This window comes from Streptomyces sp. CNP082, assembly GCF_059570535.1.
Window position 1 is genome coordinate 142,317 of the sequence record NZ_JCANSZ010000004.1, and the last position, 23,664, is coordinate 165,980.

The 23,664-nt window shown below is 74.2% G+C and carries 23 protein-coding genes; 19 read left to right on the top strand and 4 right to left on the bottom strand.

The features are described 5' to 3' along the window. The first annotated feature begins 13 nt into the window (after window positions 1–13). From B124_RS04985 to B124_RS05040, 12 genes are all read left to right on the top strand, one after another. Window positions 14–634, top strand: a complete 621-nt coding sequence (locus tag B124_RS04985; RefSeq protein ID WP_496501401.1) for a hypothetical protein — start codon at window positions 14–16, stop codon at window positions 632–634. A 584-nt stretch (window positions 635–1,218) separates the two neighbouring features. Then, window positions 1,219–1,944, top strand: a complete 726-nt coding sequence (locus B124_RS04990; protein WP_496501402.1) for a CpaB family protein — start codon at window positions 1,219–1,221, stop codon at window positions 1,942–1,944. A gap of 39 nt (window positions 1,945–1,983) precedes the next feature. Further along, window positions 1,984–3,093: a hypothetical protein gene (locus B124_RS04995; protein WP_496501403.1), complete on the top strand. Its 1,110-nt coding sequence runs from the start codon at window positions 1,984–1,986 to the stop codon at window positions 3,091–3,093. Further along, on the top strand, window positions 3,090–4,406 hold the full coding sequence (locus B124_RS05000; RefSeq protein WP_496501404.1) for a TadA family conjugal transfer-associated ATPase: 1,317 nt from the start codon (window positions 3,090–3,092) through the stop codon (window positions 4,404–4,406). Before B124_RS04995 ends, B124_RS05000 begins: the two co-directional genes overlap by 4 nt. Before the next feature lie 6 nt (window positions 4,407–4,412). Next, window positions 4,413–5,333: a type II secretion system F family protein gene (locus B124_RS05005; RefSeq protein WP_496501405.1), complete on the top strand. Its 921-nt coding sequence runs from the start codon at window positions 4,413–4,415 to the stop codon at window positions 5,331–5,333. Beyond that, entirely contained in the window at window positions 5,333–6,277 is a 945-nt protein-coding gene (locus tag B124_RS05010) for a type II secretion system F family protein (RefSeq protein WP_496501406.1), read from the top strand. The genes B124_RS05005 and B124_RS05010 overlap by 1 nt, the downstream gene beginning before the upstream one ends. A 37-nt stretch (window positions 6,278–6,314) precedes the next feature. Next, window positions 6,315–6,563 carry a hypothetical protein gene (locus B124_RS05015; RefSeq protein WP_496501407.1) on the top strand — a complete coding sequence of 83 codons (249 nt, stop codon included), beginning with the start codon at window positions 6,315–6,317 and terminating at the stop codon, window positions 6,561–6,563. 30 nt (window positions 6,564–6,593) lie between these two features. Then, the gene (locus tag B124_RS05020; RefSeq protein WP_496501408.1) at window positions 6,594–7,103 is read left to right on the top strand and encodes a TadE family protein; all 510 of its coding nucleotides are present in this window, start codon (window positions 6,594–6,596) and stop codon (window positions 7,101–7,103) included. 122 nt (window positions 7,104–7,225) lie between these two features. After that, window positions 7,226–7,621 (top strand): TadE family protein, encoded by a 396-nt coding sequence (locus B124_RS05025; protein ID WP_496501557.1) that lies wholly within the window; start codon window positions 7,226–7,228, stop codon window positions 7,619–7,621. After that, window positions 7,618–8,112 (top strand): TadE/TadG family type IV pilus assembly protein, encoded by a 495-nt coding sequence (locus B124_RS05030; RefSeq protein ID WP_496501409.1) that lies wholly within the window; start codon window positions 7,618–7,620, stop codon window positions 8,110–8,112. Before B124_RS05025 ends, B124_RS05030 begins: the two co-directional genes overlap by 4 nt. 231 nt (window positions 8,113–8,343) lie before the next feature. Next, entirely contained in the window at window positions 8,344–8,706 is a 363-nt protein-coding gene (locus B124_RS05035) for an SH3 domain-containing protein (RefSeq protein ID WP_496501410.1), read from the top strand. Window positions 8,707–9,027: 321 nt separating this feature from the next. Beyond that, window positions 9,028–12,060: a LysM peptidoglycan-binding domain-containing protein gene (locus tag B124_RS05040; RefSeq protein WP_496501411.1), complete on the top strand. Its 3,033-nt coding sequence runs from the start codon at window positions 9,028–9,030 to the stop codon at window positions 12,058–12,060. Window positions 12,061–12,382: 322 nt separating this feature from the next. Here the strand turns inward: B124_RS05040 and B124_RS05045 are convergent, their stop codons facing one another. Beyond that, window positions 12,383–13,042: a bifunctional DNA primase/polymerase gene (locus B124_RS05045; RefSeq protein ID WP_496501412.1), complete on the bottom strand. Its 660-nt coding sequence runs from the start codon at window positions 13,040–13,042 to the stop codon at window positions 12,383–12,385. A gap of 191 nt (window positions 13,043–13,233) precedes the next feature. On the opposite strand from B124_RS05045, the gene B124_RS05050 reads away from it, so the two are divergent. From B124_RS05050 to purU, 4 genes are all read left to right on the top strand, one after another. Next, entirely contained in the window at window positions 13,234–14,715 is a 1,482-nt protein-coding gene (locus tag B124_RS05050) for an NsdA family TPR-like regulatory protein (protein WP_496501413.1), read from the top strand. A 40-nt stretch (window positions 14,716–14,755) separates the two neighbouring features. Then, window positions 14,756–16,432: a hypothetical protein gene (locus B124_RS05055; RefSeq protein WP_496501414.1), complete on the top strand. Its 1,677-nt coding sequence runs from the start codon at window positions 14,756–14,758 to the stop codon at window positions 16,430–16,432. An 89-nt stretch (window positions 16,433–16,521) separates the two neighbouring features. Beyond that, a complete protein-coding gene (locus tag B124_RS05060; RefSeq protein ID WP_496501415.1) occupies window positions 16,522–16,959 on the top strand; it encodes an SCO4402 family protein in 438 nt (145 codons plus the stop codon). A gap of 21 nt (window positions 16,960–16,980) precedes the next feature. Further along, entirely contained in the window at window positions 16,981–17,829 is an 849-nt protein-coding gene (purU, locus tag B124_RS05065; RefSeq protein WP_496501416.1) for a formyltetrahydrofolate deformylase, read from the top strand. A gap of 48 nt (window positions 17,830–17,877) precedes the next feature. On the opposite strand, the gene B124_RS05070 is transcribed toward purU, so the two are convergent. After that, window positions 17,878–19,059, bottom strand: coding sequence for a zf-HC2 domain-containing protein (locus B124_RS05070; protein WP_496501417.1), 1,182 nt, complete (start codon window positions 19,057–19,059; stop codon window positions 17,878–17,880). After that, window positions 19,056–19,631 carry a sigma-70 family RNA polymerase sigma factor gene (locus B124_RS05075; RefSeq protein WP_496501418.1) on the bottom strand — a complete coding sequence of 192 codons (576 nt, stop codon included), beginning with the start codon at window positions 19,629–19,631 and terminating at the stop codon, window positions 19,056–19,058. Before B124_RS05075 ends, B124_RS05070 begins: the two co-directional genes overlap by 4 nt. A 317-nt stretch (window positions 19,632–19,948) precedes the next feature. Here B124_RS05075 and B124_RS05080 point away from each other — a divergent pair, with 317 nt between their 5' ends. The 3 genes from B124_RS05080 to B124_RS05090 all read left to right on the top strand — a co-directional run bounded on the left by B124_RS05080 (window position 19,949) and on the right by B124_RS05090 (window position 22,508). Continuing rightward, window positions 19,949–20,356 (top strand): STAS domain-containing protein, encoded by a 408-nt coding sequence (locus tag B124_RS05080; protein ID WP_496501558.1) that lies wholly within the window; start codon window positions 19,949–19,951, stop codon window positions 20,354–20,356. Between the two features lie 483 nt (window positions 20,357–20,839). Next, window positions 20,840–21,340, top strand: coding sequence for an ATP-binding protein (locus tag B124_RS05085; RefSeq protein ID WP_496501419.1), 501 nt, complete (start codon window positions 20,840–20,842; stop codon window positions 21,338–21,340). A gap of 319 nt (window positions 21,341–21,659) precedes the next feature. Next, the gene (locus tag B124_RS05090; RefSeq protein ID WP_496501420.1) at window positions 21,660–22,508 is read left to right on the top strand and encodes an NAD(P)H-dependent oxidoreductase; all 849 of its coding nucleotides are present in this window, start codon (window positions 21,660–21,662) and stop codon (window positions 22,506–22,508) included. Between the two features lie 95 nt (window positions 22,509–22,603). On the opposite strand, the gene B124_RS05095 is transcribed toward B124_RS05090, so the two are convergent. Next, window positions 22,604–23,650 carry a GlxA family transcriptional regulator gene (locus B124_RS05095; RefSeq protein WP_496501421.1) on the bottom strand — a complete coding sequence of 349 codons (1,047 nt, stop codon included), beginning with the start codon at window positions 23,648–23,650 and terminating at the stop codon, window positions 22,604–22,606. Between the last annotated feature and the right edge of the window lie 14 nt (window positions 23,651–23,664).

The following is a 23,664-nucleotide window of genomic DNA, read 5'->3' on the forward strand; positions in this document are numbered from 1 at the left end:
ACAGAGGACGGTTATGGCACTGCGGCCCCAGCCCCGGTCCCAGCTCCGGGCGCTGCTGAAGGCGGGAGAGCAGGGCGCCGGGACGTACACGACGATCAACCCCTGGAACTCCCGGCGGACGTTCGCAGCCTTCGCCTACCTCGCTGAACAGTACGGATACCGCTACGCCGGCCTCTCCCCCGACCACAGCGCGAGCCGCAGCCACCCCGTCTTCGCCTTCCGCCGCCTCCCGGACGCCGCGGAACGCGCGACCCGCACGCGCTCCCGCTACCCGGACGCCCCCCTGGGCGGCCCGCTCCCGGGCCTCACCTCCGGCAGCAACCCGGCGCCGCTGCCGGAGGCGCGGCAGGAGGTGGACCTGCTGCACGCGCGGATCATGGTGGACCTGTACGGCACGTCGCGCCGCGGGCGGCTCCGGATGCTCGCGGTGGCGGTGCCCCTGGGCGTGTTCATCGCACTCGCGGTCAACGGCACCCTGCGCCCGGTGCCGTTGGCGGTGGCGGGCGGGATCGCGGCGGTGTGGTGGCTGTACCTGTGGCTGGCGTCGGCGATCATGCGCCGGCAGAACCGCCGGTACCGCACGCGGCTGGCGCAGGCCGGGGTGACGTGGCCGCCGGCAGGCGCCCGGGGCTGACCCGACGCGCGGGGCGGCGCACACGGATACCCCCGCGAACCCCGCGAACCCCGCGAACCCCGCGAACCCCGCGAACCCCGCGAACGCAGCCGTCCCCCGGCGCTCCCGGAACCGCCGCGCACCCGCCGCCGCACGGCCGTCGCATGCGTACCGCTCTTTCCCGCCGGGATCACAGCGACGACCGCCGACATCCCTAATCGCACCCCGGCGCCCGTAGAATTCTCTCCATTCGGCGAGTTGGCGAGTGCACATATCCTGATTCGCCAATACCCGGCCCACTCGGCTGTCACAGAGCACCCCGCCAACGCCCCCCGCCGACCCCGCCACCGGCGCGCGCGGCGCCGTGCACACCCGCCGGGGCAGGCCCCACGCGCCCCTGCAAGCTGCTGATTTGCGGCCTGGACAAGGTTGTCGTCTCAGCTATCGGAACTGTCGATGGGCTGTGACGCTCTCGTTGCCCAGCGCGGGTTGAGGGGGGTTTAGGCTACTGCTACGGTTCGATGGCTTGACAACCTGTTGCGGCGTTCTCGGCCGATCAGGTAGGGGAATTTCGGCCAGGAAACGGCGAGTTACGGGGTGATTCCGTGAAGACCAGGGAACGCACGGCAGCCGCGGGCGGCAGGTCGGCCGCCCCCGCTCCGCAGTCCGGCGACAGACTGCCGTTTGCTCCTCGCGAACGCAAACCCGCCCTGGCGGCGCTGGCCGTGCTGCTCATCCTCGCGGGCGCGTTGGGCACGGCGGTGCTCGTGCTGCGCGCCGGCAACCAGGTGGCCGCCGTGCAGATCTCCGACCGGGTCCCCGCGGGCGAAGGCATCACCGACGGCGACGTCGAGCAGGTGATGATGCCGAAGGACAGCGACGTTCCGTACATCCGCTGGGACCAGCGCAGCCAGCTCGCCGACTTCTACGCCACCACCGACCTCGTCCCCGGCAGCGTCCTGGTCCCGGAGATGATCCAGGAGGGCAAGGGCCTCAAGGCGGGCCAGACCGTGGTCGGCGTGACCATGGAGTCCGGCTCGATGCCCGGCGGCCTGGTCGACGGCGCGCGCGTGGACGCCTACTTCGTCGGCGACGCCCCGACCACCTCGGACACCGGCGACTCCGGCACCGGCTCCTCCGGTGCCGTCTCAAGTGGCGACGTGCTCGCCGAGGGCGTCAAGGTGCAGAGCATCAGCCACGGCGACGAGGGCACGGTCACCAGCGGATCCGTCACCGTCAACCTCCTCGTCGACAAGACTCAGGCCGGCTCCCTCGTGGCGGCGGCGTCCGAGAAGGAAGTCGGCCTGACTCTCGTATCCAGCGACAGCTGAACGTCGGCACAGGTCTTCACGGGAGCGAGGGAACTCACCATGGCGCTGATCGCAGTCGCGGCAGACAAGGGCGCGCCCGGCGTGACGACGACCGCCGTCGCGCTGGCCGCCGTCTGGCCCCGGCGTGCGCTGCTCGCCGAGGCCGACCCGGCCGGCGGCGACCTCGTCTACCGCTCGGTCGGGCAGAACGGCAACTCACTCGACCCGAACACCGGCATGCTGTCGCTGGCCGCCACCGCCCGCCGGGGGATCGCCGCGGAGCAGTTGTGGGACCACGCCCAGCCGATGTCCGGCGGGCTCGACGTCATCGTCGGCCTCGGCAACTCCGACCAGTCCGCCGGCCTCACCCGCCTCTGGCCCACGCTGGGCCGGGCGTTCGGTGCACTCGCCGAGTCGCCGCACGGCGGCGCGGACGTGATCGCGGACTGCGGTCGCGTAGGCGCGGACTCCGGCACCATCGAGCTGTTCTCGCACGCCGCGCTGGTGCTGCTGGTGGCCCGCGCGCTGCCCGAGCAGATCGCGCGGGTACGGGACCGGGCGTCGTCCCTGTCCGCGCGGCTGCACGGCACGCAGCGCGGCGCCGCGGCGCTGGGCACGCCGCTGATCGGCGTGCTGCTGATCACCGACCCGTCGGGCGCCGCGAAGGTCGCCGGGCAGGTCAACGACATGCTCACGGCGTCGCAGTCGGGCGCCCGGGTGCTCGGGGCCATCGCGGACGACGCCGCGGGCGCCGAGCAGTTGGCCGGGCGGCGGCGCGGGCGCGCGGAGAAGTCGATGCTCGTACGGTCCATCCGCAAGGTCGCCGGCGATCTGCACCAGAGCTTCGGCAACTCGCTGCTGGCCGGCCCGGCGTCCGCGGGCCCGCCGCAGCCGCCGTACGACGGCGGGGTGCCGCAGGCACCGTACGGCGGCGCCGCGGGCCAGGGCGCGGGCGCCGTACCCCAGCAACCGGGCCAGCCCGGTCAGCCGGCTCAACAACCCTACGGCCAGCAGCCCCCGGCCCCCGGCCAGCCCGGCGCCCCCGCCGTCCCGGCCCAGCCCGGTCAGCCCGGCGCCCCCGGCCAGCACCCGGCCTACGGCGCCCCCGGCGCCACCCCCGGCCCCGGCACCACGCAGGGCCCCGGCCCCCGCCATGGAGCCGCCCGATGAGCAGCGGACCCGCAGTAGACCACGGCCTCGTCAAACGCTTCCGCCAGGAAGCCGGCGACCGCATAGCCCGTCAGCGCCACGAGGACCAGCTCGCGGCCGTCACCCCCATGTCCGCCGAGGACGAGCGGCACTTCGCCCGCGCCGTCATCGCGCAGATCCTGGAGGACTACGCCCGCTCCGAGATCAACTACGGCCGTACGCCGCTGGACGCCGAGACCGAGGAGGCGTACGCCGCGGCCGTGCACGCCGCCCTCTTCGGCGTCGGCCGGCTGCAGCCGCTGCTGGACAACTCCGAAGTCGAGAACATCGACATCAACGGCTACGACCAGGTCTTCGTCGGCTACGCCGACGGCCGCGAGGAGAAGGTCGACCCGGTAGCCGAGAGCGACGAGGAACTCGTCGAGCTGATCCAGATACTCGGCGCCTACTCCGGCCTGTCCTCCCGCCCCTTCGACTCCGCCAACCCGCAGCTCGACCTGCGCCTGCCCGACGGCTCCCGGCTCTCGGCGGTCATGGACGTCACCCGCCGCCCGGCGCTGTCCATCCGCCGCGCCCGCCTCGGCAAGGTGTTCCTGCCCGACCTGATCGGCAACGCCACGATCACCCCGGAGCTGGGCTCCTTCCTGACCTGCGCGGTACGGGCCCGTAAGAACGTCATGATCGCCGGTGCCACCAACGCCGGGAAGACGACGCTGCTGCGCGCGCTGGCCAACGAGATCCCCGCCCCCGAGCGCCTGATCACCGTGGAGCGCGCGCTGGAGCTGGGGCTCGACCAGTTCCCCGACCTGCACCCCAACGTGGTCGCGTTCGAGGAGCGGCTGCCCAACTCCGAGGGCCACGGCGCCATCACGATGGCCGAGCTGGTGCGCCGGTCGCTGCGTATGAACCCGTCCCGCGTCATCGTCGGCGAGGTGCTCGGCGACGAGATCGTCACCATGCTGAACGCGATGTCGCAGGGCAACGACGGCTCGCTGTCCACGATCCACGCCAACAGCTCCTCCGAGGTGTTCAACCGCATCTCGACGTACGCCCTCCAGGCCAGCGAGCGGCTGCCGGTGGAGGCCAGCCAGATGCTGGTCGCCGGCGCCATCGACTTCGTCGTCTTCATCGAGCGGCGCAACCTCTACCACCAGGGCGGCGGCCTCCAGCGCATGGTCACCTCGGTGCGCGAGGTCAACGGCGTGGACGGCCGCGTGATGTCGTCCGAGGTCTTCAAGGAGGGCCCGGACGGCCTGCTGCACCCGCACGCGCCGATCAACTGCATCGACGAGCTGATGCCCTTCGGCTACCAGCCCAGCGGAGATTGGAGGTAACGGCACATGAACGGCTCGGTCTTCTCCGTGACGATGGCCTACGGGCTGCTCGCCGGCGCGGTGCTCGGCGGCGGAGTCGCGCTGCTCGTCGTCGCGCTCCGCGGGCTGCCGGCGAAGCCGCAGCACGAGAAGGATCAGCAGGGCGAACGGGCCGGGGAGCTGGTGCGGTTCGCCAGCCAGCGGGCGACGCTCGCGGCGGTCGCCGGGCTGCTGGTGCTGCTGCTGACCCGCTGGCCGGTCGCGGGCCTGGCCACGGGCGTGCTGGTGGCGTTCTGGGACAAGCTCTTCGGCGGCGCGTCCGCCGAGCGGATCGCGATGAAGCGGGTCGAGGCGCTGGCCCAGTGGACGGAGTCGCTGCGCGACACGATCGCCGGCGCGGTCGGCCTGGAGCAGGCCATTCCGGCGTCCGCCCGGGCCTCGGCGCCCGCGCTGCGGCCCCACCTGGACGCGATGGTCGACCGGCTGCGTTCCCGTACGCCGCTGCCGGACGCCCTGCAGCACCTCGCCGACGACCTCGACGACGCCTCCGCCGACCTGATCATCGCGGCCCTGATCCTCAACGCCCGGCTGCGCGGCCCCGGTCTGCGCGAGGTGCTGGGCGCGCTGGCGAAGTCGGCGCGCGAGGAGGTCGACATGCGCCAGCGCGTGATGGCGCAGCGCGCCTCGACGCGGCGCAGCGTGCAGATCGTCGTCAGCGTCTCGGTGGCGTTCGTGCTCGGCCTGTCCGTCTTCAACCGCGGCTTCGTCGAGCCGTACGGCTCACCGGTCGGGCAGGCGGTCCTGGCCTGCGTCTGCGGCCTGTTCGCGGCCGGCTTCTGGTGGCTGCGCAAGCTGTCGACGATCGAGACGCCGGAGCGTTTCCTGGCGGGCGCGAAGCAGCAGCCGCAGCAGGTCGCCTTCGTCCGGCCGCGTGAGGAGGTCTCCTGATGGAGTTTCAGGGTGCGGACACACTGACGTACTCCGTCGTCATCGGCGCGGTGCTGGGCCTGGGCATCTACCTGCTCGTACGGGCCATCGCGCCCGGCCGCCGCGGCGCGGTCGCCACGGTCGCGCGGGTCGACGCGCTGCGCGCCCGCGGCTCCGGCCGGACGACCACGTCCTCGCCGCAGCAGCAGGAGGAGGGCCGTTTCGGGGGCCTGCGCGCGCAGGTGGGGGAGCGGGCCGCGGAGTTCTATCTGCGGCAGGGCTGGGAGCAGCGCTCGCTCCGCTCCGACCTGGCGGTGCTGGACCGCTCCTGGGAGAGCTTCCTGGCGACGAAGGTGCTGCTGTCCGCGGTGGGGCTGATCTTCGGCCCCGGCGTGTACGCGCTGATCTCGGTGGCCGGCTTCGGCCTGAACCCGGTCATCCCGGTCTGGCTGGCGCTGGTCGCCGCCCTGCTCTTCTTCCTCCTGCCCGACCTGGAGGTACGCAGGGACGCCGCCGACAAGCGCAAGGACCTGCGCCGCGTCGTGGGCGCGTACCTGGACCTGGTGGCCATGAACCTGGCGGGCGGGCGCGGCCTGCCCGAGGCCCTGATGGCCGCGGCCGACATCAGCGACGGCTGGGCCCTGCGCAGGGTGCGCAACGCACTTGCCGACGCCCGTATCACCGGCACCAGCCAGTGGCAGGCGCTCGGCAATCTCGGCGACGAGCTGGGGATCGAAGAGCTGAAGGACCTCTCGGCGTCGCTGGCGCTGGTCTCCGACGACGGCGCGAAGGTGCGCGAGTCGCTGGCGTCCAGGGCGGAGACCATGAGGCACCGCGAGCTTGCCGAAATAGAGGGGGCGGCAGGCGAGAAGTCGCAGTCCATGCTCGTCGCACAGTTGCTGCTGTGCGCCGGGTTCCTGGTCTTCCTGGTCTATCCCGCGGCGATCCGCGTGTTGCAGGTCTGAGTCATCCCCCACTACGCAGAGAGGACGTAAGAACGTCATGAAGAACCGCTTCACCAGCACCGGCCATCCGGCCATCGACTTCCTGGTCACCTTCCTGCGCGGTCGCGTGGAGCGCGCCCGCTCAGGCGAACTGGACCGCGGCGCCTCCGCCGTGGAATGGGTGATCATCTCCGCCATCGTGGTGGCGATCGTCAGCGCGGTCGCCGTCATCATCAACCGCGCACTGAGCGATGGCGCGTCCGATGTGGAGGACTGCATCCAGAACGCCGGCGCGGACGGCTGCTGAGCCATCGGCCGACGGGGTGGGTTGACGACCATGGCGATGACAGCGCGGCCGCAGGCACCGCCGTGGCTGCGGCGCAGGCTCGACGCCTGCCGCGGCGACGGCGGCGGCGGTGACACGGGCCCGGGTGGCGGGGGGCACGGCAGGGGCGGAGGTGACCGCGGCATGACCGCGATCGAGTTCGTGCTGCTCACCCCGGTGCTGTACTTCATGATCTTCGCCACCGTGCAGTTCGGGCTGTACTTCTTCGCCGACCACGTCGCGCAGGCCACCGCGCAGGCGGGGGCGCGCGAGGCACGCAGGACCGCGGAGTCGAACCCGGGCGCGTGGCAGGGCCTGGCGCGGGCGGAGGCGCAGGAGCGGCTGGACACCGTCGGCCCGAAGCTGCTCACGAGCCCGGACATCGACGCCTACCAGTCCGACGGCGACCGGGTCGGGGTGTCGGTGGAGGGCGGCGTGGTCAACGTCTTCCCGTTCATCGACCTCACGGCGCGGGCGGAGTCGGAGGGTCCGATCGAGCGGTTCGTACCGGATCTGGGTTGACGGGGGACGGGGGACACATGGCTGGGAGCGCTGGGAGCGCGGTGAGCAAGGCGCACGGCGACCGGGGGGAGAACGGGACCGGGGAGCCGGGGGAGCGCCGGGACCTGTACTCCGACCGGGGGGTGACGACCATCGAGGTGGTGATCCTCGCCCCGGTGATGTTCCTGTTCATCCTCGTCCTGGTGGCCTTCGGCCAGTTGGTCGACGGCCGCGGGGGTGTCGACGGCGCGGCACGCGACGCGGTGCGGGCCGCGTCCCTGCAGCGCACCGTGGGCGAGGCGCAGTCGGCCGCGCAGCGGGCGGCGGAGGCGCAGTTGGAGGGCGACGTGTGCACGGGCCCGGTGGACGTGGACCTGTCGGGGGACTTCTCGCCGCCGGAGCCGGGCGAGGCCAGCAACGTCATCACCGTGGAGGTGAGCTGCAAGGTGAAGGGCCTGGGGATGCTGGGCCTGGACATCGACCCGCGGATGACGGGCTCGTCGTCCGCGCCGCTCGACCCGTACCGGAGGGCGGCATGACGGGCGTACGCGCCCTGGCCGGCCGGCTGCGCGCCGGCCTGGCCCGGCGGGCGGACCGGCTCGACGACCGGGGCTCCGGCGCGGGCGCGGTCATCATCTTCGCGTTCCTGTTCATGGCGCTGGCCGCGTTCGTGGTCGACGGCGGCCTGGCGATCTCGCAGCGCGAGCGGGCCGCGGACATCGCGGAGCAGGCGGCGCGGTACGCGGCGCAGGACACCGACAAGGACGCGCTGTACGAGGGCCAGACCGAGCTGGAGGCCCCGATCCGGCACGAGAACTGCGACGCCCGGGTCCAGGAGTTCATGTCCCATGTGACGGTCCACAACGGCGAGGTCGAGTCCGCGACGTGCACGGACGCCACGGCCGAGTTCGTCGAGGTCGAGATCGTCCTCAGCTACCGGCCGCTGCTGACGGGCCTGGCCCTCAGCGGCCCCCTTGAGGCCACGGGCAACGCCCACGCCGAGCCCCGCACGGAGGTCGGCGAGCCGTAGGCCCGCGCCCGTCCGGCCTGCCCCGGACCCGTCCCGGACCGCGTAGGGGCGGGTCGCCGGCGGCCCCCGGGCGGTTTCTCAGGGGGGCGTAGGGCCGTACGCGGGAGGCTGCGCTGCCAATCGGGGGAAATAGCCCCTCTTCGACGAGCCTTGCCCCGGACATCGGTCAGATAGTCATACAAACCGGACCGAGGCGACCGCCTCACTCCGCTCGACTGTCAAGGGGCATCTGTGCTGAAGAGAACGAAGACCGCCGGCGCGCTCGCCGCGGGAGCCATGGCGCTGGGGCTGCTGGGCGCGGCCCCCGTGGCGGCCACCGCGCCGGACCACGCGCCCGCGACGAAGACCTGGGACGACTGGAGCCACGAGCAGCGCGGCGTGGTGATCGCCAAGCCCGGTGTCCTGATCCGCTCCCAACCCACCACCCACTCCCACAAGATGGGCTTCATCCCGCGCGGCGAGATCGTCTGGATCGACTGCAAGGTCGTCGGCCAGGACGTGTGGGGCAACAGCCTCTGGTACAAGATCAAGTCCCACAACGGCTACATCGCCGCCCGCTGGGTCAAGAACGTGGACCACATCCCGTTCTGCTGACGGTTACTGCTGACCGATACAGCCGGCCGAGCGCGGGCGCTGCCCGTACGCGAGGCCGCCGGGCCGCACCGCCGCGCGCGGGGCGGGCCCGGCGGCCTCGCCGCGCCCCGCCCGGCCCGTACGGCACAGGCGTACGCTGCACGGCAGCGGTGACGAGGTCGTGACGATGCAGTCACCCGCCTGGGCTCGACCCCCAAAACCGCCTTAGGTAACGTCAGGTGGGCAAGTACGGGGACGCCGCCCAGCGGCCTGCGCGCGATACGCGCGCACTGTGGGGGACGCGGTCCGCGCCGCGCCGACCGGGAGGGCTCAGGACCAGCGATGGCACGCAGCAGCGCGAACAGGACTCCGGTACCGGTGCGCATCCGGCGCAGGACCTTCGGCGATGTCGTCAGGGCGTTCTTCGCCTTCCTCGCGCTCGTGGTGCTCATCGTGGGCGTGCCGGGCGCGCTCGCCTACTTCGTCGGCTGGCCGCTGCCCGACTCCACGCCCTCCCTCGACATGCTCAACGAGGACATCACCGCCGACGTCTTCGTCAAGATCTTCGCGGTCGTCGTCTGGCTCGCCTGGGCGCAGTTCGCCGCCTGCGTGCTCGTCGAGGCCAAGGCCGCCGCCTCCGGGATCGGCATGCCGGGGCGGGTGCCGGGCTCCGGCGCCAGCCAGGCGCTCGCCCGCCAGCTCGTCGCCGCCGTGCTGCTGCTCACCGCCAGCGCCGCCAGCCTCGCGCCGGGCCTGTCCGACCTCGGCCAGCTCAACCAGCCCAGCCAGCCGCCGGTCGCCGCCGCCCAGCAGACCCCGGGCGAGCAGGTCGACACCGCCCGCCCCGCCGTGGACGTCGAGGCCCCCGAGGGCCAGGGCGCCGGCGGCGAGGTCAGCAAGGACACCCGCGAACAGGCCCAGCGGGACACGAAGTTCTACCGCATCCAGCCGCCCGAGGGCCGCCACCACGACTCGCTGTGGGAGATAGCCGAGCGGCACCTGGGCGACGGCCGCCGCTACGGCGAGATCTACAAGCTCAACAAGGACCGCGTACAGCCCGACGGTTCCAAGCTCAGCCAGGCCAGCCTCATCCGGCCCGGCTGGATCATGGAGATGCCCGCCGACGCGCACGGCGGCGACCTGGTCGAGATGCCCGAGGACCGCGACGAGGTGTCGAAGTCCGAGGCCCGGCAGATCGACGACTACGACAAGTCCAGCCCCACCCTCGACGAGCGCGGCACGGGGGGCGGCGGCGACCAGGCCACCTCCGGCCGCGGCGACCGCCTCGTGCCCGACACCCCCGCCGTCGACCGGGACTCCGGCGACCGCGGCGGCGAGCAGTCGGTCCAGCAGATCCCGACCCGCGAGAGCGACGGCGGCGACCGCCAGGGCGGCGGCGGTGACCAGGCAGCCCCCGAGGTGCACGGCGACGGCGGCGGCATCGGTCTGCCGGGGGTGCTCATCGGCGCGCCGCTGCTCGCCGCCGGGGTGCTCGGCGCGCTCAGCCGGCGGCGCCGGCAGGCGCTGTGGCAGGCGGCGTTCCACACCGGCGGCGCCGGCCGTACGGGCGCGGAGCCGGAAGGCCGCGCCGCGCTGGCCCGCGACGCGCTCCTGGTGGGCGCCGACCCCGGCGGCGTGGGCTTCCTCGACCGGGCGCTGCGCGGCCTGTCCGCCGCGCTGACCGAGGCCGCCCGCCCGCTGCCCACGATCTACGCCGCCTGGCTGACCGAGAGCGACCTGTACCTGCAACTGGCCGGCGTGGCCGGCGAACCGCCCGCCCCGTGGCGTACCGGACAGGACCAGACGTTCTGGCGCATCGACCGCGCCGACGTCGAGAGCTACCCGCAGCCCGACGAGGCCGCCGCCGCCCCGTACCCCGGACTGGCCAGCCTCGGCACCCGCGAGGAGGCCCGGCTGCTGCTCAACCTGGAGGCCGTCCCCGGCATCGCCGCCGTCAAGGGCGCCCCCGCGGACCGGCTCGCGGTGCTCTCGTCGATCGCCGCGGAGCTGGCCACCAACGGCTGGTCGGACCGGATGTCGGTGACCGTCGTCGGCTTCGGCGCGCGGCTGACGGAGCTGGCGCCCACGCGCGTGCGCTACCTGGAGGACATTCCCGCGCTCCTGGAGGTCATGGAGGCCGAGACCGACCAGCGCGCCAACGCCCTCGGCAACGCGGGACACGACAGCGTGCTCACCGGCCGCGCCGGGCAGACGGGCCGTACGCACTGGGCGCCGCACCTCGTCATCGTCGCCACCGAGCCGACCGCGGCCGAGGCCGACCGGCTCGCGCACCTCGCCGGCGGCTCCTCGCGGCTGGGCATCGGCTACCTCGTCGGTACGGGCCAGGAGCAACTGGCCGGCGCCTCCTGGGAGTTCGAGATCACCCGCGACGGGCGGCTGCGCGCCCCGCTGCTCGGCCTGGAGCTGGAGGCGCAGCGGCTGCCGCAGGAGCAGCACGACGCGCTGGTGGAACTCTTCTCCCAGGTGGGCTTCGAGGGCCCGGCGACCAGCGGCACGGACGGCCGCGGCATCTCCGTCACCCGCGCCGCCGGCGACGTCGGCTTCACCGTGGACCTGTCCGAGCAGGGCCGGCCCGCCGTGTACGCGCGGCTGCTCGGCTCGTACGAGATCACGGGCCTGGCCGAGCCCGACGGCGAGCGCAGCCCGCTGCTGCGGGAGGCGCTGGCGCTGCTGCTGTTCCACCGCGAGGGCGTGCACCCGCAGGTGCTCGCCGCCGCGCTGTGGCCGCGGGGCGTGACGGACGACGTGCGCGACGCCTTCGTCGAGCGGCTGGTCACCTGGCTGGGCCGGGATCCCTCGGGCGCCGCGCGGCTCGCGCCGGACGCGGACGGGCGGCTGGCGCTGTCAAGGTCCGTCGTCTCCGACTGGGACGTGCTGCGCACGCTGCACCTCGAAGCGACCGACCCGGACCGGCAGGCGAGCCCGCAGACGCGCGAGCGGCTGCTGAACGACGCGCTGGCGCTGGCCGCGGGCCCGCTGCTCGCGGACCGGCCGCAGGGGCGGTACGGGTGGCTGTCCAACGAGATCGTGGAGGCCCAACTGCCGCTGCTCGTCGCCGACGCGGGCCTGACGCTGTCCGCGCTGCGCCGCGAGTCGGGGCAGGCGGACGGCGCGGTCGCCGCGGTGCAGGCGGCGCTGGTCGTCGCGCCGGCGGACGAGCGGCTGTGGAACGAACTGCTGCGCGCGGTCCACGCCACCGGCGAGACCGCCCGCCTGGAGGCCACCGCCTCGGACCTCCTCGACCGCGCGGCGGCCCTCCACGGCGCCCGCGGCCTGCCGCCGCGCACGGAGGCGCTGCTGGACGAACTCCTCCCGGGCTGGCGCGTATCCGGCTCCGCCGGGGCAGCGGGCTAGGGGCCGGCCGCAGCCAGGCCGGTGGGTGCGCCGGCGGGGCGATGGTGCTGGCGCGGGGCGCCTGCCGCGGGCCGGGGCCGGCCGGGGCGTGCGTGACACGGTGGGCCGGCGGCGGGCACGGTGAGCCGGGCGTCTGCGGTGGGTGCGGCGGCTGCGGGGGGCCGGGCTGCGGGGGGCCGGGATGCGGATGCGCCCCGCCGCCCCGCCGCCCTTGCGGCGCGGCCGGGTGCCGTCGGGCAGGGGCGCGTCGGGCTCCGCGACCGCACTCCCTGCCGCAGCGCTTACGTCGCCCTTCCGGCTCCCTCCGGAACCGCGCCCCGCCCTATGCCCGCCGGGCGGCGATGCGTTCCCGCCCGCAGGCGTACGCCAGGGTGGTGATCAGGTCGTCCACGTCCGGCAGCCACGCGTTCGCCACCGTCGGCCGCCGCACCCACTGCACCCGCCCGCTCGCCCCGACCCGCGTCGGCGGTGCCGCCGTCCAGTCGCCCTCGCCCCGTACCGCCAGGTCCAGGGGCGCCGATGAGGCGTAGCCCAGCGCGTGCAGCCGGTCGATCACCTTCGCCGTGGCGCCTGGCAGGACGAAGAAGCAGATCCGCCGGTCCGGCGTCGCCGCCACCGGCCCCAGGTCCGTGCGGTCCCGCTCCAGCCGGGCCAGCGCCAGGCAGCCGGCGTCCTCCGCGACGTCCACGACGTCGAACGCCCGCCCGGTGGGCAGCAGTACGGCCGCCCGCGGATGCTGCTGCCACATGCGGCGCAGGGTGGTGGCGCTGGCCGTTGCGGCTGCCTTCCAGTCCCGCCGCGCGGGGTGCGCGCCCGGCGCATGGCACCGCACATCACCGCAGGAGCACCGCTGTGCTCCGCTCTCGTCGTCGGTCTCCAGCCAGGTGCCCGGCACGACGTCCCAGTGCCGGTCCGCCGCGTACTGCAGCGCTGCGGACAGTAGTTCCTCGTGCGTCGCCGGCACTCCCAGTATCTCGTTCACGAACGACTCAACTCCCGGCGTGAGCAGGGGTTACGGGCCCTCCGAGGGTTCGGCCGCAGCAACGTTCCGGCAGCGGGGCGCACGGATGCGCGGGAGGGGTCATGGCGTTTTCCGGTTATTTCACGGGAAATGATCTCCTGGCGGTTCCGGCAGGAACCGGCCGAGCACGGCCCCCTGAGGGAGGACTACCCATGGCCGCCAGGCCAATCGAGGCACGCACGCCCAACGTACGACTTCAGGTGGTGATCGAAGAGGCCGGCTGCTCCAACGCGGGGCTGGCCCGCCGCGTCAACATGTGCGGCCGTGAACACGGCCTCGACCTGCGCTACGACAAGACCTCCGTGGCCCGCTGGCTGCGCGGCCAGCGCCCCCGCGGCCAGGCGCCCGCGATGATCGCCGAGGCGCTGGGCCGCAAGCTCGGCCGCGCGGTCACCCTGGACGAGGTCGGCATGGCCGACTCCCGGCACTCCGGCACCGCGCTGGGTCTCGTCTACGCCCCGACCGCCACCGCCGCCGTGGAGCAGGTCTGCGAGCTGTGGCGCGCCGACGTGGGCCGGCGCGAGGTGCTGACCCGCGCGACCCCCGTGGCCTCCGCGCTCGTCGAGCCCAGCCGCGACTGGCTGATCAGCGCGCCGGGGCCGCCGCTGGCCCGCACCTCGGGCCGCCCCGTCACCCGTACCGACGTGACGGCCGTACGGGACACCACCGCCACGCTCGCCGCCCTCGACCGCCGCTACGGCAGCGGCCACTACCGGCCGGTGACCGTGCACTACCTCAACTCCGTCGTCTCCGGCCTGCTCGGCGGGCGCTACGACGACACGGTCGGCCGCGAACTCCTCGCCGCCGCCGCCCGGATGACCGAGCTGGCCGGCGGCATGGCCGCCGACACCGGCCTGCCGGGCGTCTCCCAGCGCTACTACGTCCAGGCCCTGCGCCTCGCCGACGCGGCCGGCGACCGCGCCTTCGGCGGGTACGTCCTGGCCGCCGGCATGAGCCGGCTGGCCGCCGCGCTGGGCAACCACCGCGAGGTCGTCCAGTTGGCCCGTACCGCCCGCGAGGGCACCCGCGACCGCGTGCCGCCGCGCGCCGAGGCGCTGTTCAGCGCCGCGGAGGCGCGCGGGGCGGCGGGGCTCGGCGACGAGGGGGCGTTCCGGGAGGCGGCGGCGCGGGCGCGGGCGGCGATGGAGCAGGCGGAGTCGGGCGGACCGCGCGAGGGCGGCGCGGCGGGCGCGGCCGGCGGCGTACGGGATCTCGGGCGTGACCCGCGCGACCCCGCGCGCGGGCGCGAACCGGCGTGGCTGGCCCGCTTCGGCCGCGCCGCGCTCGCCTACGAGTTGGCATGCAGCCTGCTGGAGCTGGGCCGGTACGAGGCCGCGCAGCGGCGTGCGGAGGAGGCGCTCGGCGGGCTGCCGGAGTCGTCGGTGCGGCTGCGCTGCCTGGCGCTCGCGGCGCTGGGGAGGGCGCAGAGCGGGCGGCGCGAGCCGGCGCAGGCGTGCCGTACGGGGGCGCGGGCGCTGCGGCTGCTCGACGGGCTCGCCTCGGGCCGGGCGGCGGCCGAACTGGCGCGGCTGGCACAGAGCCTGGAGCCGTACGAAGCCGATCCGGCGGTGCGGGAGTTCACCGCCCGGTGCCATGCGCTGGGCTCTTGGCTCACCGTGGCACCGAGCAGGTAGTGTCCGGACGGTCAGAGTCCATACCCAGCTTGGAGTCCCGGTGACCCACAACGGACACGGCAGCGAGCCCCGGCGCGAGGAGCGCGCGGGAGCGGTGCCCCCCGCGTCGGACGGCGCCGGGCCGCCCCCGGGCGGCGAGCCGTGGTGGGCTGCACAGGATCTGTCCCCGTCGCCGGCCGCGGCAGCCGCGGAGACCGAGGACGAGTCGACGCAGCAGATACGTCACCTCGGCAACCGGCCGGAGCGCCCGCGTCCGGCGGGCGCCCCGCCGGCCGCGCCCCCGGCTCCTCCGGCGGATCAGCAGCCCTGGCCGCTGGCGGCCACGCCGGGAGCGCCGGGAGCCGCTGACCCTGCCGCTGATCTTGCCGCGGGCCCCGCCGGTACGGGCCCGGTGCCCGGCGCCGCCGCCCAGCCGCCGTACGGCGGCCCCCCGCACCAGCCGCCCGCCGGCCCGCCGCCGGGCCTGGCGGACGACGGGGCCGCGACCCAGCTCATACCCCCGGTCGCCGCCGCCCCGCAGCAGAGACCCGGGGACGGTGCCGACGCCGACGCCACCCAGCTCATCCCGCCGTTCGCCGGCGCCCACGCCGCGCAGGCCGCCGGCGGGCAGCCGCCCCCGCACCCCGGCGCCCCGCCCGCCCAGCCCCCGGCCCAGCCGGCCGCACAGCCGTCGGCACAGCCGTCGATGCAGCCGCCCTTCGAGGACGACTCCCCACGCTCGGCCCGGCACGCGGCGCCGGTGCACACGCAGTTCGAGGGCCTGTTCCGCGACGCGGCCCCGGGCGGCCCCGGCGGCCCGTCCGCGGGCGACCCCGGCGCCACGCAAAGGCTCCCGCCCGTCTCCGCAGCAGGCCCGGCCGGTCCCGGCGGCCCCACCGGCCCCGGCGCCCCGCCCGCCGGCCCGTACCCCGCCCAGGGCCACGGCGCCCCCGGCCCCGCCCACCGCCCCGGCTACGGCTACCCCGGACCCGACGCCCCCGGCGCCCACCCCGGCGGCCCGCCCCCCGGCCCGTACGGCAACGGCCCCGGCGGTCCTGCCGGCCCCTACTACGACGAGGACGACGACCGCCGCGGCGGCATCCCCCGCTGGGCCGCCATCGCCATCGGCACCGCCGCCTGCGCCGCCGTCGGCATCACCGCCGGCTGGCTGCTCAGCAGCGGCGACGGCGGCGGCGACACCGCCAGCGGCGCCACTCCGAGCGCCAGCGCCGACCAGGACCCGGGCGGCAAGGACGACGGCGACGGCGGCAGCGCGGAGCCGGTCGAGGACGACCCCGCGGAGAAGCAGGCCAAGGAGCTGGACGCGCTGCTCGCCGAGAGCAACGACAGCCGCGACGCGGTCATCAGCTCGGTCGAGAACATCCGCCAGTGCAAGGCGCTCGACAAGGCCGCCAGGGACCTGCGCGACGCGGCCGGCCAGCGCCGCGACCTCGTCACCCGGCTCTCGGACCTGACCGTCGACGAACTCCCGTCCCACCAGGAGCTGACCCGCTCGCTCACCGACGCCTGGAACGCCAGCGCCTCCGCCGACGACCACTACGCGGACTGGGCCGACACCGCCAAGCGCGGCAGGAAGTGCGGCGGCGGCGGGAACCACCTGTCGGCGGGCAACGCGTCCAGCGGCGAGGCCACCACCGCCAAGGAGGAGGCCGCCGGGCTCTGGAACCCGATCGCCGACGAGTACGGCCTCACGCGACGGGCGGCGACGGATCTGTGAGCCCCGTGAGCGGCACGGTCGGGGACGGCGCCGGTACGGTCGGTGAAAGGGCTTCCCGCCGCGCCCGCCGTTACTCCACCATGGTCCCCATGCCCATCAACGACATGCCGTGGTGGCGCTGGCGCGCCAATGTGCGCTCCGCGCTGCACATGCTCTCCGACCCCGGTTTCCAGCGGGAGTACTGGGCGGCGGGGACAGCGGGGTACGGGGACGTCACCGACGCCGTCTACCGCCTCGTCGAGGACACCTGGCTGGACAACTGGTCGGCGGAGAAGTACGTCGGCACGATCTTCCGCGACTCCCGCGAGGCCGCGCTCGTGGACGTCGCCGTGCTGCGGGTGCTGCGCATCATGCACCAGGTCGGCGCCGACTCGCCGGTCTCCGCGTACATGGAGAACCACGCCTGGCCCGAGGCCGTGCGCGCGGCGCGTGAGGCGCACGTGCGGCTCGCGGAGAACGACGGTGAGGACCCCGACGCCCCGCCGCGCTCCCTCGAAGTGCTGGCGATCATGACGGGTGCCGCCTGACGGGTGTGGGATCGTAGGCCCATGAGCGAGTACGTGCTGACGCTGTCCTGCCCGGACAAAAAGGGCATCGTGCATGCAGTCTCCAGCTACCTCTTCATGACGGACTGCAACATCGAGGACAGCCAGCAGTACGGCGACCCCACCACCGGCCTGTTCTTCATGCGGGTGCACTTCTCGGCCGAGGCGCAGGCGAACGTCGAGAAGCTGCGGGCCAGCTTCGCGGCGGTGGCGGAGTCGTGGGGGATGGACTGGCAGATCCACGAGCAGGGCACGCGGATGCGGGTGCTGCTCATGGTCAGCAAGTTCGGGCACTGCCTGAACGACCTGCTGTTCCGCGCCCGCATCGGCGCGCTGCCGGTGGAGATTGCGGCCGTGGTCTCCAACCACACCGACTTCGAGGAGCTGGTCGGCTCCTACGGCATCCCGTTCCACCACCTGCCGGTCACCAAGGACACCAAGGCGCAGGCGGAGCAGCGGCTGCTGGAGCTGGTCCGGGCCGAGGACGTCGAGCTGGTGGTGCTCGCGCGCTACATGCAGGTGATCTCCGACGACGTGTGCAAGCAGTTGGAGGGGCGGATCATCAACATCCACCACTCCTTCCTGCCGAGCTTCAAGGGCGCCAAGCCGTACCACCAGGCGCACGCGCGCGGGGTCAAGCTGATCGGCGCCACCGCGCACTACGTGACCGCGGATCTCGACGAGGGCCCGATCATCGAGCAGGAGGTCGAGCGGGTCGGGCACGAGGTGACGCCGGAGCAGTTGGTGGCGGTCGGCCGGGACGTGGAGTGCCAGGCGCTGGCGCGGGCGGTGAAGTGGCACAGCGAGCACCGGGTGCTGCTGAACGGCACGCGCACGGTGGTCTTCGCGTAGCGGGTCCTCGCGCGGCGGGTCTTCGCGCAGCGGCGCGCTGGGCACGCGCTACAGCCGCGACAGTGCCGCCGTCGCGTACAGGAACTCGTCCACCGCCTCCAGCTCCCCGTCACGCCCGGCCGCCGCGTCCTCGGGCGACACGTGCCCCGCCGCCAGCCGGCAGAACTCCAGGTCCTCCAGCGCCACATGGGCCACCGTCCGCTCCGGCCCCGCGATCGCGGCGGGCGAGTCCAGCGGCAGATACCAGTTCCCGCCGCCCTTGCCCTCCACCTCCAGGTGCAGCGTCCGCCCCGGCGCACCCGCGGCCACCAGCGTGCGCGGCGGCGCCGCGCGCCCCGAGCGGCGCCGGTCCGCCAGCGTCTGCGGCAGCAGCCGCGCCGCGAGGTCGACCATGAGGTGCATGTGCTCCGGCGTCGGCGGTACGTACGGGTAGTCCACGGCCTCCGCGATGTCCCAGGCGTGCATCCAGCACGCGAAGGCCCGGTCCACGAAGGCGTCGCGCAGCGGCAGCCCCGTCCCGCCGCCGTACGGTACGGGCACGTCGGCGACGCCGGAGCCCGCGAACCCCGCGGTCCGTATCAGCTTGTACGTCTGGTCCCGCCACTCCCCGCGCATCGTGCTGGCGTGCCTGCGCCGGAACTCCCGTGCGAGCGACTGCTGTTCCGCGTACGACGAGCCGGCCTCCCGCCACAGCGCCTCGGTGCGCTCGGCGGGGGAGGCGACCGTGCGCGGCTGCGCCCCGCCGGCGGGCGCGTCCTTGGCGAGCGGGTCGCGGAGGCCGAGCGCGAGGGCCAGCAGCCCGTCGACGGCCAGGAGATGGCCGATCACGCCGGCCACGGACGTCTCGCGCACCGCCGGCCGGTCGTCGGCGTACCACGCGAGCCGCACCGGAGCGCCCCAGTCCGCCTCGCCCATGTCGGCCAGCAGCGCGTCGAGCCGGGCCGCCTCGGCGTCGTACGGCACCGTCCAGACCGGCATCGGGATCCCCGGCATCCGCCGCGTCAGGCACAGGTCCAGCACCCGGCTGCGCAGGGACGGGTCCATGTCGAGGTTGTCGTGCGGGTGCAGGAGGCGTACGGCATCGCGCAGCCGTAGCGCTTCGTCGGCGCAGGGCGCGCAGTCGGTCAAGTGCGCCTCCACGGCGGCGGTCTCCTCGGGTGCGCAGGCCGCCAGCGCCCACGCGCCGAGGAGGGACTTCAGCCGGCCGTGGTCGTCAGGGCCGGCGCTCACGTGGGCCGCCCGTCCTCGGTGTGTGCGGTGGCCAGCAGTTGCAGTCCCAGGCGCAGCCGGCGGCGGGCCTCGTCGGCGGAGACGCCGAGTTCGGCGGCGGTCTGGCGGTAGTCGCGGCGCTTGAAGTACGCCAGCTCCAGCGCGGCGCGCAGCGGTTCGGGCATGGACGTGACGAGGTAGTCGGCGCGGGCGGCGATGGACACGGCGCGGATGCGCTCCTCGCTGTCCTCGATCTCACCGGCCGCGCCTGCCTGGATCACGGCCCAGCGCAGCCGCCGCACGGCGTGCTTGTGCGCCAGCCCGGCCAGGAAGGAGCGCAGTTGGCCGCGCTTCGGGTCGTACGCGTCCGGGTGCTGCCAGACGTAGGAGAACACCTCGCACAGCACGCCGTTCGCCTCCTCCTCGTTCTCCAGCACGCGCAGCGCGAGGCCGTAGACGAGGGGTCCGAAGCGGTCGTACAGCTCACTCAGCGCGGCGGCTTCGCCACGCGCGAGCCGCTGCTGCATCTTGCGGTTCCAGCGGGGCGGGGTGGGCCCCTGTCCGGTGCCGTGCGGTCCGGTGCCGTGCGCCATGCGCCCCCCATCCGTCGCCCGCCCCTGGTTACCGGTGTCAACGAATGTAGCGCCGGGCGGTGGGGGCGCACGCCCTCGGAACGCTATCTGTACCGCATGAGGTGCAACAGAAGGCAACGAATTGCCAACGGTTATCCACCGCTGACCGGAATGCGGGGGACGCGTGGGGCGATTGCGCATAGGGTCGGTGTTTCATCTTGTGCGCCGTGGGCACAGCAGGTGACACGAACCACAGGGCAGACACAAGCGGGCGGAACCGGACGGACGAGCGGGCGCGACAGGCTGACAGGCGACGGAAGGACTGCGACCGGGTGTCTTTGCTGCAGGTGACCACCGACAACCGAGGCGACTGGTACGTCCTGTGGGTCTCCGGCGAGCTGGACCTGGTCACCTCGCCCCGCGTACGGCAGCACGTGCACGACGCCGTCGCCGAGGGCCGCCGCCGCCTCGTCCTCGACCTCTCCGCGGTCCGCTTCTGCGACTCCAGCGGCGTCGGCGTCCTCATCGCGGCACGCCGGCTGCTGAGTTCCTGCGGCGGCGAGTTCCGCCTGATCCTGCCGGCGGACGGCGGGGTGGGCGCGTCCGGGGGCGTGGCGGGGACCGCGGTCGCCGGCGGGGCGCACGTGAACCGGGTGTTCGCGGCGCTGGGCGTACGGCGGTTGTTCGCGGTGTACGCGGACGTGGACGACGCGACGAGCGGCACGGCTGAGCCGCTTTCGGCGTAGCCGGGGAACTGTTCCCGGACGGGGCGCGGCCCCGTGCCGGCGCGGTTGGTGGCGGGACTCGGCCCGCGGCCGGCCGCCCCGAACCCTCTCCCCGCTCCCCGGGACCCGGATTCGACTACGGAGAGTGCTGAAACTAGGGAGAGTTCCAACACGCTTGGGCGAACTCTTCCGTTACGCAGCGAAGTCGGCCCCGACTCCACTACCCTTCATCGGGTGCGAGTTGTCATGCGGCGACCCGGACCCGCGGCCCGCGGATCGGCGGCCGCGGCGGTGCGGACTTGCCGGACTCGTACAAGGTCACAGCAGCATGAGTGGTCGAAGCCGGACCGGCGTTCGACTGTTGGGTGCGAGCGTCGCACAGTATGCCGCACACGCACTCTTTCGCGCTGGGATATGCCCGAAGCGCTTGTTGTCGTGACGCTACGTCAATCATCCTGGACGGCAGAGAGATCACGCAACGTGATCCCGAGGATGGTGTGAGCGGTGCAGACCCTGCAGGTTCAGCTCAAGGTGTGGCCCGACCCCGTCGAGGTCGGCCGGGCCAGGCGGTGGACTCGGGCACGACTGGCGTGGACCGGGGTGCCGGCCGACGAGCCGTACGCCGAGTCGCTGGTGATGCTCGTCTCGGAGCTCGTCACCAACGCCGTCGTGCACACCGACCGCCCCGCCGAGCTCCGCCTCGCCCTTCCCGCCTCGCCCGCGGACTGCGGCCCGTACCGGGTGGAGGTCGTCGACACCTGCGCCGCCCCGCCGCGGCAGCGGCGCGCGCAGGAGTACGAGACGCACGGCAGGGGGCTGGAGCTGGTCGACGCCATCGCCGACCGCTGGGGCTGGCAGGCGGAAGGATTCGGCAAGGTCATCTGGTGCGAGATCGACCGCGGTTGCGCGCTCACCCCGCCACCGGGGGAGCGCGCGGACGGCGCGGAGGGCGCGCTCCTCGCAGGCGCACACGAACACGCACGCGCCGGCACGAACAGCACGTGACACCTCCGGTACCGAACAGGTGTTGACGAGTCGTACGGTCCTGATCACCCTGGTGGGCAGCGATTCGTTGTGAGGGGACGCCGAGGGCCGCCGGCCGGTCGGACGCCCTTGGCGAAGGCGGGTCGTGCATCCGGCGCAAGTCCCCATCCGCCGATGCCGGGTGGCGGTTCGCCGTGCAGGGCTCGGGGTTGCACGGGCGCACCGCCACTCGACCCTCTCCCGTAGCGGAGAGGGTGACCCGGGCGGTCGTGGCGCGATCCTTGCGAATGTTGGCGATACGGCTCTCGTCCGGGGCCCGGCGCGGCGCGAGGCTCGACGCATGAACGTCCTCTGGCTCTTCGCCCACCCCGAACGCCGCTCCCTGAACGCCGCACTCCGCGACGACGGCATCCGCGCCCTGCGCGCCGCGGGCCACGAGGTCCGGCAGAGCGATCTGTACGCCATGGGCTTCAAGCCCGTACTCGACGCGGACGACTACCCCGGCCCCGCCGCCGAGGGCGCCGCCGGGCGCTTCCTCGTCGGCGACGCCCAGGAGGACGCCTGGCGGGCCGGGACCGTGCGCCCCGACATCGCCGCCGAGCACGAGAAGCTGGCGTGGGCGGACGCGCTGGTCGTGCACTTCCCGCTGTGGTGGTTCGGGCCGCCGGCGATCCTCAAGGGCTGGTTCGACCGGGTGCTCGTCCAGGGGCTCGCGTCCAAGGTGAAGGACCCGGAGGGCCGGACGCGCCGGTACGGGGACGGGGGCCTGGCGGGCAAGCGCGCCATGGTGGTCACCTCGGCCGGCGCCCGCGAGGCGGGGTTCGGCCCGCGCGGTATCCACGGACACATCGACGAGGTGCTGTGGCCGCTGCACCACGGCACGTTCTTCTACACGGGCATGGCGCCGCTGCCGCCCTTCGTCGTCTACGGCGCGGACCGCCTCACACCGGACGGCTACCCGCCGGTGGCGGCGGCGCTGCACGAGCGGCTGCACGGGCTGTGGACGGCGGCCCCGCTCCCGTACCGGACGGAGCGGGGCGGGGACTACGACGAGGAACTGGAGCTGCGCCCGGAACTGGCCGCGGGCGCCGGGGGCTTGGCCATCCACACCCCGAAGGCGGACGACCCGCTGACAGACATCCCCACTTCGACTTCACCCCCACGCCCCCGCACACCCGCCCAAGGGTAGGCCGCCGCACCGACATTCCCGCCCGACCAGGCAGACGCCCGCCTCAGGCAGTCGGGGGCCGTGAGCAACCTCCGGCCGCAGACGCTCCCCCCGCCTCAGGCGGCCACCCCGCCGCCCTCCGCGCGGAAGGTGCGCCGGTACGCGCTGGGTGACACCCCCAGCGCCGTCTGCATGTGCTGCCGCAGCGACGCCGCCGTCCCGAACCCCGCGTCCGCCGCGATCCGGTCCACCGGCAGGTCCGTGTCCTCCAGCAACTGCCGCGCCCGCTCCACCCGCTGCACCGTCAGCCACTGCCCCGGGCTCATCCCCACCTCGTCCCGGAACCGCCGCGTGAACGTCCGTACCGACATCGACTCGCACGCCGCCAGGTCCCGCAGCGCCAGCGGCTCGTGCAGCCGCGCCAGCGCCCACGCCCGCGCCTTCGCCGTTGTCGACACCGCCGGCTCCGGCACCGGCCGCCGGACGAACTGCGCCTGCCCGCCGTCCCGGTGCGGCGGTACGACCGTGCGCCGCGCCACGTCGTTGGCCACGGCGGAGCCGTGGTCGCGCCGGATCATGTGCAGGCACAGGTCGACCCCGGAGGCCACCCCCGCGGACGTCAGCACGTCGCCGTCGTCCACGTACAGTACGTCCGGGTCGAAGCGCACCTGCGGGAAGAGCGCCCGGAACTGGTCGCCATGGGCCCAGTGGGTGGTCGCCGGCCGCCCGTCCAGCAGCCCGGCGGCGGCCAGCACGAAGGCGCCGGTGCAGATCGACGCGACGCGCGCCCCGGGAGGCACCCGCCCCAGCACCACGGCGAGTTCGTCCGGCAGCCGCCCGTGCGTGTACGTCTCGTCCGCCCCGTGCGCCGCCGGGAAGATCACCGTACGGGCCCGGGCCAGCGCCTCAGGACCGTGCCGCACGGTCACGGTCACATCGGTGTCCGTACGCACCTCGCCCGGCGCGAGCGCGCAGGTCACCACCTCGTAGAGCGGCTCTTTCGACGCGGAGCGCGCCATGCCGAAGAGGCGGTGCGCTATCCCCAGCTCGATGGGCAGCATCCCGTGCCGTACGAAGACCGCGACGGGATGCCGCTCCGGGTGCCGGAAGACGGGCGCCGGGGCCGGGTCCGGGAGCGCGGCGGAGGGCTGTACGATGCTCATGGCCCGATCCTTGC